This is a genomic window from Pseudomonas putida (assembly GCF_025905425.1).
Classification (GTDB): domain Bacteria; phylum Pseudomonadota; class Gammaproteobacteria; order Pseudomonadales; family Pseudomonadaceae; genus Aquipseudomonas; species Aquipseudomonas putida_AF.
This window is the reverse complement of record NZ_CP109603.1, coordinates 5,300,158-5,316,001: the sequence shown is the minus strand read 5'-3', so window position 1 is coordinate 5,316,001 and position 15,844 is coordinate 5,300,158. Positions and strand designations below refer to the sequence as shown.

17 protein-coding genes are annotated in these 15,844 nt (G+C 58.6%); all 17 read right to left on the bottom strand.

The genetic code is table 11. The features are described from left to right. Window positions 1–13: 13 nt before the first annotated feature. The 17 genes from atpD to rpmH all read right to left on the bottom strand — a co-directional run bounded on the left by atpD (window position 14) and on the right by rpmH (window position 15,507). On the bottom strand, window positions 14–1,390 hold the full coding sequence (atpD, locus tag OGV19_RS23940) for a F0F1 ATP synthase subunit beta (RefSeq protein ID WP_016489910.1): 1,377 nt from the start codon (window positions 1,388–1,390) through the stop codon (window positions 14–16). Window positions 1,391–1,417: 27 nt separating this feature from the next. Further along, entirely contained in the window at window positions 1,418–2,278 is an 861-nt protein-coding gene (gene atpG, locus OGV19_RS23935; RefSeq protein ID WP_016502295.1) for a F0F1 ATP synthase subunit gamma, read from the bottom strand. A gap of 48 nt (window positions 2,279–2,326) precedes the next feature. Beyond that, the gene (atpA, locus tag OGV19_RS23930) at window positions 2,327–3,871 is read right to left on the bottom strand and encodes a F0F1 ATP synthase subunit alpha (protein WP_012274911.1); all 1,545 of its coding nucleotides are present in this window, start codon (window positions 3,869–3,871) and stop codon (window positions 2,327–2,329) included. A gap of 21 nt (window positions 3,872–3,892) precedes the next feature. Further along, window positions 3,893–4,429 (bottom strand): F0F1 ATP synthase subunit delta, encoded by a 537-nt coding sequence (locus tag OGV19_RS23925; protein WP_264310930.1) that lies wholly within the window; start codon window positions 4,427–4,429, stop codon window positions 3,893–3,895. 12 nt (window positions 4,430–4,441) lie between these two features. Next, window positions 4,442–4,912, bottom strand: a complete 471-nt coding sequence (locus tag OGV19_RS23920) for a F0F1 ATP synthase subunit B (protein WP_003260032.1) — start codon at window positions 4,910–4,912, stop codon at window positions 4,442–4,444. 57 nt (window positions 4,913–4,969) lie between these two features. After that, window positions 4,970–5,227, bottom strand: coding sequence for a F0F1 ATP synthase subunit C (gene atpE / locus OGV19_RS23915; protein WP_003097235.1), 258 nt, complete (start codon window positions 5,225–5,227; stop codon window positions 4,970–4,972). A gap of 142 nt (window positions 5,228–5,369) precedes the next feature. After that, window positions 5,370–6,239, bottom strand: a complete 870-nt coding sequence (gene atpB, locus OGV19_RS23910; RefSeq protein WP_033702435.1) for a F0F1 ATP synthase subunit A — start codon at window positions 6,237–6,239, stop codon at window positions 5,370–5,372. Window positions 6,240–6,255: 16 nt separating this feature from the next. After that, window positions 6,256–6,663, bottom strand: a complete 408-nt coding sequence (locus tag OGV19_RS23905; protein WP_264310929.1) for a F0F1 ATP synthase subunit I — start codon at window positions 6,661–6,663, stop codon at window positions 6,256–6,258. Between the two features lie 149 nt (window positions 6,664–6,812). Beyond that, window positions 6,813–7,685, bottom strand: a complete 873-nt coding sequence (locus OGV19_RS23900; protein ID WP_264310928.1) for a ParB/RepB/Spo0J family partition protein — start codon at window positions 7,683–7,685, stop codon at window positions 6,813–6,815. 9 nt (window positions 7,686–7,694) lie between these two features. Further along, complete coding sequence (locus OGV19_RS23895; protein ID WP_027592075.1) at window positions 7,695–8,486, bottom strand: ParA family protein; 792 nt, start codon at window positions 8,484–8,486, stop codon at window positions 7,695–7,697. Between the two features lie 18 nt (window positions 8,487–8,504). Beyond that, a complete protein-coding gene (gene rsmG, locus OGV19_RS23890; RefSeq protein ID WP_264310927.1) occupies window positions 8,505–9,155 on the bottom strand; it encodes a 16S rRNA (guanine(527)-N(7))-methyltransferase RsmG in 651 nt (216 codons plus the stop codon). Further along, on the bottom strand, window positions 9,152–11,044 hold the full coding sequence (gene mnmG / locus OGV19_RS23885; RefSeq protein WP_264310926.1) for a tRNA uridine-5-carboxymethylaminomethyl(34) synthesis enzyme MnmG: 1,893 nt from the start codon (window positions 11,042–11,044) through the stop codon (window positions 9,152–9,154). The genes rsmG and mnmG overlap by 4 nt, the downstream gene beginning before the upstream one ends. Before the next feature lie 534 nt (window positions 11,045–11,578). Continuing rightward, complete coding sequence (gene mnmE, locus OGV19_RS23880) at window positions 11,579–12,949, bottom strand: tRNA uridine-5-carboxymethylaminomethyl(34) synthesis GTPase MnmE (RefSeq protein WP_264310925.1); 1,371 nt, start codon at window positions 12,947–12,949, stop codon at window positions 11,579–11,581. An 82-nt stretch (window positions 12,950–13,031) separates the two neighbouring features. Then, window positions 13,032–14,714 carry a membrane protein insertase YidC gene (gene yidC, locus OGV19_RS23875; RefSeq protein ID WP_264310924.1) on the bottom strand — a complete coding sequence of 561 codons (1,683 nt, stop codon included), beginning with the start codon at window positions 14,712–14,714 and terminating at the stop codon, window positions 13,032–13,034. A 2-nt stretch (window positions 14,715–14,716) separates the two neighbouring features. Beyond that, window positions 14,717–14,962 carry a membrane protein insertion efficiency factor YidD gene (gene yidD / locus OGV19_RS23870; RefSeq protein ID WP_015268406.1) on the bottom strand — a complete coding sequence of 82 codons (246 nt, stop codon included), beginning with the start codon at window positions 14,960–14,962 and terminating at the stop codon, window positions 14,717–14,719. Next, window positions 14,955–15,359 carry a ribonuclease P protein component gene (gene rnpA / locus OGV19_RS23865; protein WP_264313996.1) on the bottom strand — a complete coding sequence of 135 codons (405 nt, stop codon included), beginning with the start codon at window positions 15,357–15,359 and terminating at the stop codon, window positions 14,955–14,957. The genes yidD and rnpA overlap by 8 nt, the downstream gene beginning before the upstream one ends. A 13-nt stretch (window positions 15,360–15,372) precedes the next feature. Continuing rightward, the gene (rpmH, locus tag OGV19_RS23860; RefSeq protein WP_003253163.1) at window positions 15,373–15,507 is read right to left on the bottom strand and encodes a 50S ribosomal protein L34; all 135 of its coding nucleotides are present in this window, start codon (window positions 15,505–15,507) and stop codon (window positions 15,373–15,375) included. Window positions 15,508–15,844: the final 337 nt, after the last annotated feature.

The window sequence follows — 15,844 nt, the reverse complement described above, 5'->3', positions numbered from 1 at the left end:
CGGGGCGCAGGAATTACAGTTTCTTGGCTTTCTCGATCGCTTCGTCGATGCTGCCGACCATGTAGAACGCTTGTTCTGGCAGGTGGTCGTAGTCACCTTTGAGGATGCCGCTGAAGCCAGCGATGGTGTCTTTCAGAGAAACGTACTTGCCTGGCGAACCGGTGAAGACTTCGGCCACGAAGAACGGCTGCGACAGGAAGCGCTGGATCTTACGAGCGCGGGCTACCAGTTGCTTGTCGGTCTCGGACAGTTCGTCCATACCCAGGATCGCAATGATGTCCTTCAGCTCTTTGTAGCGCTGCAGAACATACTGAACGCCACGAGCGGTGTCGTAGTGCTCATTGCCGATCACGTTCGGGTCCAGCTGGCGCGAAGTCGAGTCCAGTGGGTCGACCGCTGGGTAGATACCCAGGGAGGCGATGTCACGGGACAGAACGACGGTGGCGTCCAAGTGGGCGAAGGTGGTCGCTGGCGACGGGTCGGTCAAGTCGTCCGCAGGTACGTATACGGCCTGAACGGAGGTGATCGAACCTTCCTTGGTGGAGGTGATGCGCTCTTGCAGAACGCCCATCTCTTCAGCCAGGGTCGGCTGGTAACCTACTGCCGAAGGCATACGGCCCAGCAGTGCGGATACTTCGGTACCGGCCAGGGTGTAACGATAGATGTTGTCGACGAACAGCAGAACGTCGTTACCTTCGTCACGGAACTTCTCAGCCATGGTCAGGCCGGTCAGCGCTACGCGCAGACGGTTTCCTGGTGGCTCGTTCATCTGACCGTAGACCAAGGCTACTTTGTCGAGAACGTTGGAGTCCTTCATCTCGTGGTAGAAGTCGTTACCCTCACGAGTACGCTCACCCACACCAGCGAACACGGAGTAACCGCTGTGTTCCATGGCGATGTTACGGATCAGTTCCATCATGTTTACGGTCTTGCCGACACCGGCACCACCGAACAGACCAACCTTACCACCCTTGGCAAACGGGCAAACCAGGTCGATAACCTTGATGCCGGTTTCCAGCAGGTCGTTGCCGCCTGCCTGGTCAGCGAACGAAGGCGCTGGCTGGTGGATACCGCGACGCTCTTCTTCACCGATCGGGCCGGCTTCGTCGATTGGGTTGCCCAGTACGTCCATGATACGGCCCAGAGTGGCCTTACCAACTGGAACGGAAATGGCAGCACCGGTGTCGACGACATCCAGACCGCGCTTCAAGCCTTCGGTGGAGCCCATCGCAATGGTACGAACCACGCCGTCGCCCAGCTGCTGCTGGACTTCGAGGGTGGTTTCCGCGCCTTGTACTTTCAGCGCGTTGTATACACTCGGCACGACGTCACGTGGGAATTCCACGTCGATGACGGCGCCGATGATTTGAACGATACGTCCGCTACTCATAGCTGGATCCTCTGAATATGTGAACCGTTAAACCGCGGCAGCGCCGCCGACGATTTCCGAGATCTCCTGGGTGATCGCAGCCTGACGCGCCTTGTTGTAGATCAACTGAAGCTCTTTGATCAAATCACCGGCGTTGTCTGTGGCGTTCTTCATCGCGATCATCCGGGCCGCTTGTTCAGCAGCGTTGTTCTCGACCACCGCCTGGTAAACCTGCGACTCCACGTAACGCACCATCAAGCCGTCCAGCAGCTCTTTTGCGTCGGGTTCGTACAGGTAATCCCAGTGATGCTTGAGATCCTGATCCGGGGTTGCCACCAACGGTACCAATTGCTCGACCGTTGGCTTCTGGGTCATGGTGTTGATGAACTTGTTCGAAACCACGGAGAGGCGATCGATACGGCCGTCCAGGTAGGCGTCCAGCATCACTTTGACGGAGCCGATCAGATCGTTGATCGATGGCTCTTCGCCCAAGTGGCTGATCGCGGCTACGACGTTGCCGCCAAAGATGCGGAAGAAAGTCGCACCCTTGCTGCCAATCACGCACAGGTCGATTTCCACGCCCTGTTCGCGGTTTGCGCTCATGTCCTTGACCAGGGCCTTGAACAGGTTGGTGTTCAAGCCACCGCACAGACCACGGTCACTGCTCACCACGATATAACCGGCGCGCTTTACAGGGCGCTCGATCATAAACGGGTGGCGGTATTCCGGGTTGGCGTTGGCCAGATGACCGATCACCTGGCGGATACGCTCCGCGTAAGGACGGCTAGCAGCCATGCGCATTTGTGCTCTGCGCATTTTGCTTACCGCCACTTTCTCCATGGCGCTGGTAATTTTTTGCGTGCTTTTGATGCTCGCAATCTTACTGCGAATCTCTTTTGCGCCTGCCATGTATCACCTATCAGGTTAGCAAGCGGGGGCCTGAGCCCCCGCTGCGGCTTACCAGGTCTGGGTGGCCTTGAACTTCTCGATACCGGCTTTCAGGCCTGCATCGATTTCGTCGTTGAAGTCACCCTTCACGTTGATCTTCGCCATCAGTTCAGCGTGATCACGGTTGAAGAAGGCGATCAGTGCTTGCTCGAAGCTGCCGATCTTGGAGACTTCTACGTCAGTCAGGAAGCCACGCTCAGCGGCGTACAGCGACAGGGCCATGTCCGCGATGGACATCGGCGCGTACTGCTTTTGCTTCATCAGCTCGGTAACGCGCTGACCATGCTCCAGCTGCTTGCGGGTCGCTTCGTCCAGATCGGACGCGAACTGGGCGAATGCAGCCAGTTCACGGTACTGAGCCAGCGCGGTACGAATACCACCGGACAGCTTCTTGATGATCTTGGTCTGAGCGGCACCACCTACGCGGGATACCGAAACACCGGCGTTCACTGCAGGGCGGATGCCCGAGTTGAACATGGCCGATTCCAGGAAGATCTGACCGTCGGTGATCGAAATCACGTTGGTCGGAACGAACGCGGAAACGTCGCCAGCCTGGGTTTCGATGATCGGCAGCGCGGTCAGGGAACCGGTTTTGCCAGTGACAGCACCGTTGGTGAACTTCTCGACGTACTCTTCCGAAACGCGCGATGCACGCTCCAGCAGACGGGAGTGGAGATAGAACACGTCGCCTGGGTACGCTTCACGTCCTGGTGGACGGCGCAGCAGCAGGGAGATCTGACGGTAGGCAACGGCCTGCTTGGACAGGTCATCGTAAACGATCAGTGCGTCTTCACCGCGGTCACGGAAGAACTCGCCCATGGTGCAACCGGCGTATGGCGCCAGGAATTGCAGTGCGGCGGATTCCGAAGCACTGGCAACCACCACGATGGTGTTGGCCAGGGCGCCGTTTTCTTCCAGCTTGCGAACGATGTTGGCAACGGTGGAACGCTTCTGGCCGACAGCAACATAAACACAGAAAATACCGGAGTCTTTCTGGTTGATGATGGCGTCGATGGCCATGGCGGTCTTGCCGATCTGACGGTCACCGATGATCAGCTCACGCTGGCCACGGCCGACAGGGATCATGGCGTCGACGGATTTGTAGCCAGTCTGTACAGGCTGGTCTACCGACTTACGCCAGATCACGCCTGGAGCTACTTTCTCGACCGCGTCGGTCTGGGTGTTGCCCAGAGGACCTTTGCCGTCGATCGGGTTGCCCAGCGCGTCGACGACGCGACCCAGCAGTTCCTTACCAACTGGAACTTCCAGGATGCGGCCGGTGCACTTGGCGCTCATGCCTTCGGCGAGGGTGTCATAGGCACCCAGGATCACTGCACCTACGGAGTCTTGCTCCAGGTTCAGGGCCATGCCGTAGACGCCGCCAGGGAACTCGATCATTTCGCCGTACATGACGTCGGCCAGACCGTGGATCCGCACGATACCGTCGGAAACCGAAACAACGGTACCTTCGTTACGGGCTTGGGAGCTCACATCGAGGTTGTCGATGCGGCCCTTGATGATTTCACTAATTTCGGAAGGATTGAGTTGCTGCATTGCTCTGCTGCCCCTTCAAACTCAAGATTTCAATGCTTCGGCCAGTTTCGCGATTTTGCCGCGAACAGAGCCATCGATTACCAGGTCACCAGCGCGGATGACGACGCCGCCAATCAGGCTGGCATCCTCCGACGCGTGCAGGCGCACTTCCTGGCCTAACCGTGCACTGAGAACCTTGGCGAGTTTGTCTTGCTGTTCTTGGTTCAACGCGAAGGCACTGGTGACTTCCACGTCCACGGATTTCTCTTGCTCGGCCTTGTACAGGTCGAACAGAGCGGCAATCTCCGGCAGAAGCAGGAGACGGTCGTTTTCCGCGGCAACATGAAGGAAATTCTGTGCCTGTGCATTGAACTTGTCACCGCACACGTCAATGAACGTGGCGGCCTTTTCTGCGCTCGTCAGTCGCGGGGCCTTGAGCAGGCGCTGCATGGTGTCGTCTTGCGACACCGCAGCAGCCAGGCCGAGCATGGCTGACCAATTGGCCAGTTGCTGATGGGCCTGGGCATGCTCAAAGGCAGCCTTAGCGTAAGGTCGGGCCAACGTGGTCAGTTCTGCCATGATCGCCCTCGCTTAAATTTCAGCGGCCAGTTTGTTAACCAGCTCCGCATGCGCGTTTTGATCGATTGTGGCGCCAAGGATCTTTTCAGCACCGCCAACGGCCAGAGCACCCACTTGGGCACGCAGAGCGTCTTTAGCGCTGTTCAGTTCCTGTTCGATCTCGGCCAGAGCCTGAGCCTTCACACGGTCAGCTTCGACGCGGGCCTGGTCACGGGCTTCCTCGACAAGCTGAGCAGCGCGTTTCTTGCTTTGCTCAATGATTTCGGCTGCCTGCGCTTTAGCTTCACGCAGTTGCTGACCCGCTTTCTCTTGGGCCAGCTCCAGGTCGCGAGCTGCGCGGTTGGCAGCGTCCAAGCCATCGGCAATCTTCTTTTGGCGCTCTTGCAGAGCAGTGATGACCGGAGGCCATACGTACTTCATGCAGAAGAGTACAAAAATCAGGAAAGCAACGGATTGGCCAATCAGGGTTGCATTAATGTTCACGCCAACACCTCGCTCGGTCTTAATTCATACAGCAAATCAACTCGTAGTGACGAGTGATTAGCCGGCGATCTGACCAACGAACGGATTCGCGAAGGTGAAGAACAGAGCGATACCAACACCGATCATGGTTACGGCGTCGAGCAGACCGGCAACGATGAACATTTTAACCTGCAGCATCGGAACCATTTCTGGTTGACGCGCAGCGCCTTCCAGGAATTTGCCGCCCAGCAGGCCGAAACCAATGGCGGTACCCAGAGCACCCAGGCCGATCAGCAGAGCAACAGCGATAGCGGTCAGACCAACTACAGTTTCCATCTTTCCTCCCGACTTTTACGTCGTATTGGTTAGGTTTTTAGTTTGAAGCGGTAAAACAAATCGTGAGTACAGCTGCCCTTGCGGACTTTTTAAGCCCTCCCCCCGAACAGGCGGGGAAGGCTATCAGACACGCCAGGCGGTCTTAATGGTTATCTTCGTGCGCCATCGACAGGTAGACGATGGTCAGCATCATGAAGATGAAAGCTTGCAGGGTGATGATCAGGATGTGGAACACAGCCCACGCCCATTGCAGCACCACACCCAGGCCGCTCAGCCACAGCAGGCCGGAGCCGAACATGACGGCGATCAGGATGAACACCAGCTCGCCGGCATACATGTTGCCGAACAGACGCAGGGCCAGCGAGATCGGCTTAGCGATCAGGGTGACGAATTCCAGCAGGAAGTTCACCGGGATCAGCAGGGCCTGAACAAAGATGTTCTTGCTGCCGAACGGGTGCAGGGTCAGCTCGCCGATGAAGCCGCCCAGGCCCTTGACCTTGATGCTGTAGAAGATGATCAGGGCGAAGACGCTGAAGGCCATGGCCAGGGTCGCGTTCGGGTCGGTGGTCGACACGGCGCGGAACGGAATGTGCGGATCACCGGAGATCAGGATGGCCAGCTGAGGAATCCAGTCGACCGGTACCAGGTCGACGGCGTTCATCAGGAATACCCAGACGAAGATGGTCAGCGCCAGCGGGGCGATCACCGGGCTACGGCCGTGGAAGGAGTCCTTCACGCTGCCGTTGACGAAGTCGACCATCACTTCGACGAAGTTCTGCAGACCGCCGGGTTGGCCGGAGGTCGCCTTCTTCGCCGCCATGCGGAAGATGAACAGGAAGATCAGACCCAGCGCAACGGACCAGCCCAGGGTGTCCAGGTGGAACGCCCAGAAGCCCATTGCCTTGGCTTCTGCAGCCGAATGGGCGAAGCCCCAGCTGCCGTCTGGTAGTTGACCGTAGGTCAGGTTCTGCAAGTGGTGCTGGATATAGCCCGAAGCGGTTTCTGCTGCCATGGTTGCCTCAAACGCCCTAAGGTCTCGAAAGTCTTTTATTCATTAGCAGTGGCGCGAACCAGCTGACCATTAGGGTCAGCAGGAAGACGCCGAATACTGCTAACGGCGCCAATGGCTTCACTCCTGCGAAGGTCAGTGCAAACAACACTGCCGTCAAAATCATTTTGCCTGCCTCGCCAGCGTAGAACGACTTGACGATGGCCTGCGCTGCCCGGGCTCCGCTGAAGCGAAATGCCTTCCAGGCGAAGTACACATTGGGTAGCCAGGCAATCAAACCTCCGCAGAGACCTGAGTATCCACTGACCGTCCCTTTCCACTGCCACAACACCAAGGTTGCCAGCAGAAGTACTACACATTGAGTGAGCAGTACCGGAAAAACCGCCCAGCGATGGAAAGGCAAGCGGTTTGGCGTGCGGATTTCCATCACAACTGCTCCTCGGAAGTCGACCAACCAGTCAGCTATGACTTGGCATAATTTGTGCCGACAAAATGCGCGCAGAGTATAGGGGTGGATTAACCCCTATTCAACTCTTCGGTAGTGATTTCCGACTGCGCGCTACAACAGGAATTGTTTCAGCGGATGTGAGCAAGGACGCCTTGCAACTCGTCAAGCGAGTTATAGCGAATAACCAACTGCCCTTTGCCCTTGTTGCCATGACGGATCTGCACGGCCGAGCCCAGGCGCTCTGCGAGCCGCTGTTCAAGGCGTGCGATATCCGGATCAGGTGTGCTCGGTTCGACCGGATCAGGCTTGTCGCTGAGCCACTGACGCACCAGTGCTTCGGTTTGGCGCACGGTGAGGCCACGTGCGACAACATGACGCGCCCCCTCCTCCTGACGATTCTCTTCAAGGCCGAGCAAAGCGCGGGCATGACCCATTTCCAGGTCGCCATGGGCGAGCATGGTCTTGATCGCTTCGGGCAGCGTGATCAGGCGCAACAAGTTGGCCACGGTAACCCGCGACTTGCCCACGGCATCCGCCACCTGCTGCTGGGTCAGTTCGAACTCCTGCTGCAGGCGCTGCAGGGCGAGGGCCTCTTCCAGGGGGTTGAGGTCTTCGCGCTGGATGTTCTCGATCAGCGCCATGGCGATGGCCGTTTCGTCAGGCACTTCGCGGACCATGGCCGGGACGGTGTCCAGGCCAGCCTGCTGGGTGGCGCGCCAACGGCGCTCACCGGCGATGATCTCGTAGCGGTTGTCGCCCACTGGGCGCACCACGATGGGCTGCATCACGCCATGGGTGCGAATCGAGTGCGCGAGCTCTTCCAGCGCCACCGGGTCCATGTCGCGACGCGGCTGGTACTTGCCACGCTGAATCAGCTCGACCGGCAGGTGTTGCAGTTCCTTCTGGTCGATCTTGACAGCCTGCTCTTCGAGCGCGCTGACGGAAGGACCACTGAGCAGTGCATCCAACCCACGTCCGAGACCCCGTTTCTTAACGGCCATACGGATTCCTTAAGTTGTTTGTGCAGTGCGGGATGGACGGCGCTGACGGCGCACCAGTTCCCCAGCCAGGGCCAGATAAGCCAGCGCGCCACGCGATTGCTTGTCGTAGGCCAGGGCCGGCATGCCGAAGCTCGGGGCCTCGGCCAGGCGAATGTTGCGCGGGATGACCGTGTCGTACAGCTGCTCGCCGAAGTGTTCCTTGAGCTGGGCCGAAACATCGTTGTTCAGGCTCAGGCGCGGGTCGAACATGGTCCGCAACAGGCCTTCGATTTTCAGCTCCGGATTCAACCGGGCGGCGATGCGCTTGATGTTATCCACAAGGTCGCTGAGACCTTCCAGTGCGTAGTACTCGCACTGCATCGGGATAATCACCCCATCGGAGGCGACCAACGCGTTGAGCGTCAGCATCGACAACGATGGCGGACAGTCGATGAGAATGAAATCGTAGTTCTCGCGGATCGGCGCCAAGGCGTTGCGAAGGCGGCTTTCCTTGACCTGCATTTCCAGCAGCACCACTTCGGCGGCGGTCAGGTCACGGTTGGCCGGCAACAGCTGGAAACCACCGTGCTCGGAGTAATGCATGGCCTGGGCCAGGTCGCATTCCCCGATCAGCAAGTCGTATACCGAGTGCTCGAGCTCGTGCTTGTCGACACCGCTGCCCATGGTGGCGTTGCCTTGCGGATCGAGGTCGATCAGCAGCACACGACGTTTGGTCGCGGCCAGCGAAGCGGCGAGATTGATACAGGTGGTGGTCTTGCCCACACCACCTTTCTGGTTCGCGATTGCGAATACCTTAGCCATTGATGCGCGTGTTCCCAGTCATGCCTTGCGGCGCAGTATCAGCAGATGGCGCTGGCCCTGGCAACCTGGAACGGTCAGGGCCTGCTCGCTTTCCACTGTGAAGTCTGCGGGCAATGCTACCAGTTCATCGGCAGGATGCAGCCCCTTCATTGCAAGCCATTGCGTCCCGGTGTCGCCCAGATGGCGGGTCCAGTTGGTGAAGTTCTCCATGCTGCTGAAGGCACGCGAGATGATTCCGCTGAACGGTTGCGCCGGTTTGAATTCCTCGACCCGGCTGTGGATAACCTGCAGGTTGTCCAGCTTGAGCTCCAGTTTCACCTGGGTCAGGAAGCGGGTCTTCTTGCCATTGCTGTCCAGAACCGTCACTTGCTTGTGTGGGTGCAGGATAGCCAAGGGAATACCCGGCATGCCACCCCCACTGCCGACATCCAGCCAGTTATCGCGCTCGCTGTGGATAAACGACATGACACTGAGGCTGTCGAGCAGATGCCGGGAAACCATCTCGTCCGGATCGCGCACGGCAGTGAGGTTGTAGGCCTTGTTCCATTTGATCAACAGGGCCAGGTAGCCCAGCAGCATTTCGTGCTGCTGCGCGCTCAGCTCGATGCCGAGCTGGCGCGCGCCTGTGGATAATTCTTCGGCGTGTTGCGGGGTGACCTGGGAACTCAAGCGCTTTGCTCCAATTCGCGGCCTGCGCCGCGTTTTTTCAGATGAATCAGCAGCAGCGAAATGGCCGCCGGTGTCACACCAGGAATACGCGAAGCCTGGCCCAGCGTCTCGGGACGGGTCTGGCCGAGCTTGCCCTGGATTTCCTTGGACAGGCCAGAAATCGTGGTGTAGTCGATATCCACAGGCAGGCGGGTGTCTTCGCTGGCGCGCAGGCGAGCAATCTCATCCTGTTGACGGTCGATGTATCCGGCGTACTTGGTCTTGATTTCGACCTGCTCGGCTACCTGTGGATCGATTTCCTCACCGCCTGTCGCTTCGATCAACCCGGCGTAGTCGATTTCTGGACGCGCCAGCAGGTTGAGCAGGCTGTATTCATGGCTCAGGGGGGTACCGAACTTATCCACAACGGCCTGGCCTTGGGGCGTGTTCGGGCGCACCCAGGTCGATTTCAGCCGCTGCTCCTCACGTTCGATACCGTCGCGCTTGGCGCAGAACGCGGCCCAGCGGTCGTCATCGATCAAGCCCAGCTCACGGCCTTTCTCGGTCAGACGCAGATCGGCGTTGTCCTCACGCAGGATCAGCCGGTATTCGGCGCGCGAAGTGAACATGCGGTACGGCTCCTGGGTACCCAGGGTGATCAGGTCGTCGACCAGTACCCCGATGTACGCCTCGTCGCGGCGCGGGCACCAGCTTTCGCGGCCTTGCGCACGCAGTGCGGCGTTGGTACCGGCCAACAGGCCTTGTGCACCGGCCTCTTCGTAACCGGTGGTGCCGTTGATCTGGCCAGCGAAGAACAGGCCGCCGATGACTTTGGTCTCGAGGCTGTACTTCAGGTCACGCGGGTCGAAGTAGTCATATTCGATGGCATAGCCTGGGCGCACGATGTGTGCGTTTTCCATGCCGCGGATCGAACGCACGAGCTCCAGCTGCACGTCGAACGGCAGCGAAGTCGAAATACCGTTGGGGTATAGCTCATGGGTGGTCAGGCCTTCTGGCTCGATGAACACCTGATGGCTTTCCTTGTCGGCGAAGCGGTGGATCTTGTCTTCGATCGACGGGCAGTAGCGCGGGCCTACGCCTTCGATCACACCCGAGTACATCGGCGAACGGTCGAGGTTCGACGCGATGATTTCATGGGTGCGGGCGTTGGTGTGGGTAATCCAGCAGCTCACCTGGCGCGGATGCATCTGGGCATTGCCCATGAACGACATGACCGGGATCGGAGTGTCGCCCGGTTGTTCGGTCATGACCGAGAAGTCCACCGACCGGCCATCGATACGCGGCGGGGTCCCGGTTTTCAAACGGCCCACGCGCAGCGGCAGTTCACGCATGCGGTGCGCCAGGGCAATCGAAGGTGGATCGCCGGCGCGACCGCCGGAATGGTTCTGCAGGCCAATGTGGATAAGGCCACCGAGGAAGGTACCAGTAGTCAGCACCACGGATTCGGCGAAGAACCGCAGGCCCATCTGGGTCACCACACCTTTGACCTGGTCCTGCTCGACGATCAGGTCGTCACAGGACTGCTGGAATATCCACAGGTTGGGCTGGTTTTCCAGGATTTCGCGAACCACTGCCTTGTAGATGGCGCGGTCAGCTTGCGCTCGGGTGGCGCGTACGGCCGGGCCTTTGCGGTTGTTCAAAACGCGGAACTGGATGCCGCTCTTGTCGGTGGCCAATGCCATGGCACCGCCGAGCGCATCGATCTCTTTGACCAGATGGCTTTTGCCAATACCGCCAATCGCGGGGTTGCAGCTCATGTGACCGAGGGTTTCCACGTTATGGGTCAACAGCAGGGTTTTGACACCCATGCGTGCAGACGCAAGCGCAGCCTCGGTACCGGCATGGCCGCCGCCGATGACGATCACTTCAAAACGGGAAGGGAAATCCACCACGCACCTCGTGCCTGTTTTTGCGAATAGAGAAGGTAAGCGGACAAGTATAGGGACTTACCCCCTTGCAAAGGAACCGCTTGCGCAAAATTTGATCAGGCTGTGGATGAGTGGCAGACAACAAAATCAAAGAAGAGAAATTTAATAAAGCTTTGTTTTTATGTTTATTCTTATGCACACACCTTTCTGTGGATAAGGTTCTGTAGCCCTTATTGTGCGCTGTGTACAGCGAAATTAAACCCTGTTATTCAAGTGCCATAAGGGCTCTGGATAACGCCCTTTAGCCTGTGGATTAAATGCCTATTTATACACAGGCGGTTTTTTCCTCAAGAAAAAGAGGGGGTTATCAAGAGAGCTGATGGATGGTTTTCCACAGGGTACAGGGTGGGCTTTTTCCACCTGTGGATGAAAAAAAGCATGTCTGCAACGACCCTTTTGGCATTCACAGGCCCTCCTCGCTAATCGCCGGACAAAAAAAAGCCGCTCCCTGAGGAGCGGCCTGGTATAGCGAGTGGCCTTTTGAGGGCCTGTGGATTACTTACCGATGCAGAAACTGGAGAAGATCCGCCCCAGCAGGTCATCCGAGCTGAACGCCCCTGTGATCTCTCCCAAGGCGTGCTGAGCCTGGCGCAGGTCCTCTGCCAGCAGTTCTCCGGCGCCCGCCAGGGTCAGCTGCGCCCGACCATGCTCCAAGTGATCGCTAGCTTGGCGCAGGGCATCCAGATGGCGCCTGCGGGCGCTGAAACCGCTCTCGGCGGTCTGTTCATAACCCATGCAGGCCTTGAGGTGGTCACGCAGCAACTGCAGCCCACTGGCGTCATCCTTGGCACTGAGGGTGATGGTCACATGGCCGTCATCACACTGTTCCAAGCCCACGACCTCACCACTGAGGTCAGCCTTGTTACGGATCAGGGTGACTTTGCCCGGGTCCGGCCGCTGATCGAGGAATTCCGGCCAGAGGGCAAACGGGTCAATGGCCTCAGGTGCCGTGGAGTCGACCACCAGCAACACCCGATCGGCCTCGCCAATGGCCTTGAGCGCCCGCTCGACGCCTATTTTTTCCACATGGTCATCGGTATCGCGCAGGCCCGCAGTGTCGACCACGTGCAACGGCATGCCGTCGATGTGGATATGTTCCCGCAGAATGTCCCGGGTGGTGCCGGCGATGTCAGTGACGATGGCGGCTTCGCGGCCGGCAAGGCGATTCAGCAGGCTGGATTTACCCGCATTCGGACGACCGGCGATGACCACTGTCATGCCGTCGCGCAGCAATGCACCCTGCCCGGCTTCGCGTTGCACTGTGGACAACTCGCCGCGCACCGCATCGAGCATCGACAGCACGTGGCCATCGGCCAGGAAGTCGATCTCCTCCTCCGGGAAGTCGATCGCTGCCTCGACGTAGATGCGCAAAGCAATCAGCGCCTCGGTGAGGCTGTGCACACGCTTGGAAAACTCGCCCTGCAGCGAGCGTAGGGCATTACGCGCAGCCTGGCTGGAGCTGGCCTCGATGAGGTCGGCGATTGCCTCGGCTTGCGCCAGGTCGAGCTTGTCGTTGAGGAATGCTCGCTCGCTGAACTCACCCGGACGAGCCAGGCGGCAACCCAGTTGCACACAGCGTTGCAGCAGCATGTCCAGGACCACCGGCCCGCCATGCCCCTGTAGCTCAAGCACATCCTCGCCCGTGAACGAGTTAGGCCCAGGGAAGTACAACGCAATGCCTTCGTCCAGGACCAGGCCCTGCTCATCACGGAAGGGGCCGTAGTGCGCGTGGCGCGGCGTCAGGGTGCGGCCGGTGATGAGCTGGCCAGCCTTGGCCGCTAACGGGCCGGACAACCTGACAATACCCACGCCTCCGCGGCCCTGGGCGGTAGCGATGGCAGCGATGGTCTCACGCACAGTGTTCATGCTCGAAAGCCTCTACGACAAAAACGACAGATAGCAAAAACGCCCCACTAGGGGGCGTTTTTATTCACAGACTAGCAGCCCGTCAAGCAGCAGCTTTTTTAGCCGCTGCTTCGATACGGCGGGTGATGTACCACTGCTGCGAAATCGACAGGCAGTTGTTCACAACCCAGTACAGCACCAGACCAGCCGGGAACCACAGGAAGAAGAAGGTGAAGATGATTGGCATCATTTTCATGACCTTGGCCTGCATCGGATCCGGCGGCGTCGGGTTCAGACGCTGCTGAATGAACATGGTGGCGCCCATGATGATCGGCAGGATGAAGAACGGATCCTTGATCGACAGGTCAGTGATCCACAGCATCCATGGGGCCTGGCGCATCTCGACGCTTTCCAGCAGTACCCAGTACAGGGCCAGGAATACCGGCATCTGAACCAGGATCGGCAGGCAGCCACCCAGCGGGTTGATCTTCTCTTTCTTGTACAGCTCCATCATCGCCTGGGACATCTTCTGGCGATCGTCACCGAAGCGTTCCTTCAGCGCGGCGAGCTTCGGCGCCACGGCACGCATGCGCGCCATCGAGCGGTAGCTGGCAGCCGACAGCGGGAAGAACAGGCCTTTGATCAGCATGGTCAGCACGATGATCGACCAGCCCCAGTTACCCAGCAGGCTGTGGATATGTTGCAGGAGCCAGAAGATCGGCTGAGCAATGAACCACAGGAAGCCGTAGTCGACGGTCAGTTCCAGGCCTGGGGACAACTCTTTGAGCTTGGACTGGATCTTCGGACCGGCGTACAGCATGGCGCTGGTTTCGACCTTGCCGCCAGCAGGTACGCTGAGGGTAGGGCCGGTGTAACCGATGATGTAGTTGCCTTGGCTGTCCTTGCGGGTTTGAACAACGTTGTTGTCCGACTTGGCAGGGATCCAGGCAGTGACGAAGTAGTGCTGCAGCCAGGCGACCCAGCCGCCGGACACATTTTCTTTCAAACTACCTTTGTCGATGTCCTTCATCGACACTTTCTTGTACGGCTCGGCAGCTGTCCACAGGGCGGCGCCCAGGTAAGTAGCGGTGCCGGTGGCAGTGCTCGAAGACGGATCGCCACTGGCGTCACGCTTGAGCTGGGCAAACATGTTGCCGCTCCAGGCCTGCGCGCTCTGGTTGTCGATCAGGTAGCTGACGGTCAGGTCGTACTCACCACGCTTCAAGCTGAAGCGCTTGATGTAGTTCACACCGTTGTCGCTGAACTTCAGGTCGACCACCAGTTGTTCCTGGCCATCGGCCAGCTGGTAGTTGCGCTGCTCGGCTGCGTACAGCGGACGACCCGTGGAACGTGCGTCCGGGCCGTTGGCGCCGGTCAGGCCGCTCTGGGCCAGGTACACACGCTCGCCACCGTTGTCGAACAGCTGGAACGGAATGTTCGGGTGGTCCTGACGGCGTGGGTACTTCGGCAGGTTCAGCTGGACGATGTCACCACCAACCGGGTCGATAGCCAGTTCCAGAACATCGGTCTTGACCCGGACCAGATCCTTGCTGAGTGCGACCGGTGCCAGTTCGGCAGGGCTCGATTCGGCGTTGGCGCTCGGTACATCGGCGCTGGCACCGTTGTTACCGGCCGGCACGCCATCGGGCAAGCCCGGAGCAACAGTGCTGGCAGCAGTATTCTGAGTCGGCAGGGCAGCTTGGCCGTAGTCATCGTTCCACTTCAGGACCATGACGTAGGACACGACTGCCAGCGCGGCGATCAGGATCGTGCGTTTAATATCCATGATTACTCGGCTATCGAAGAAGTTCGGGAGGAAGGAGCGGGTGGAACGGGGTCGAAACCGCCGTCGTTCCACGGATGACAACGCCCCAGGCGACGAACGGCCAGCCACCCACCACGCCATAAGCCATGGTTTTCGATGGCTTCGTAAGCGTAACAGGAGCAGCTGGGGAAGAAACGACAGTGATTGGCCATCAGAGGACTGATGGCATAACGGTAAAACTGGATCGGAACGAGTGCCAGTTTACGCATCTTGGCTGTCTACCCCTGCGGAATCGGCGCTAACCGCTGGAGAAGGCCGGCTGCGCGCCAGGCGTTTCCAGAGCTTGCCAAAGTGTTGATGCAATTCCGGGTTTTCTACCTCACCCAATCCCTTGCGCGCGACGATCACGATGTCCAGGCCAGCGAGCATCTGCTGGTTCAGACGAAAGGAATCGCGCATCAAGCGCTTGAGGCGATTGCGTTGAACGGCGAGCTTGACGCTCTTCTTGCCGATCACCAGGCCAAGGCGTGGATGATCGAGGCCGTTCTCGCGAGCAAGGATCAGCAGGTTTTTCCCTGGAACCTTGCCGGTTGGGGAGTCGAAGACCGCTTTGAAGTGTCGGGGTGTAAGCAGTCGCTTTTCCCGACTGAAGTCCTGACTCACCACCTGTGCCGAAAAATCAAATGGCCAGACGCTTACGGCCTTTGGCACGACGACGCGACAGAACAGCGCGGCCGTTCTTGGTAGCCATACGGGCACGGAAACCGTGAGTGCGCGCGCGCTTGATGGTGCTTGGTTGGAAAGTACGTTTCATGGCGTGTTACCTGGGTTTGTCGACGACGGCCGGGATGGCCCCCTTTTTAAGAGACCGGCGATTCTAGAGAAAGCAAGGCAATAGGTCAATTTCCAACCAATCATTCCTTATAGAAGGCGTGCTGGATTTGCCCGCGCTGAGGTTGCCCAGACGCGACCTGTTCGGGAAACGCGATCGTGGATAACATGAAAAAAAAGAAGAGACATTTAAAAAGCTTTTTTAAAGAACTTATAAATCTTAAGTGGATAACTTTCTGTGGATAAACCTCTGCAGACCAGGAAATTCATGCTTTACAGAGTTTTGAAACCCTGTCGGTATCCGGTGCTGCGCTTGTGCT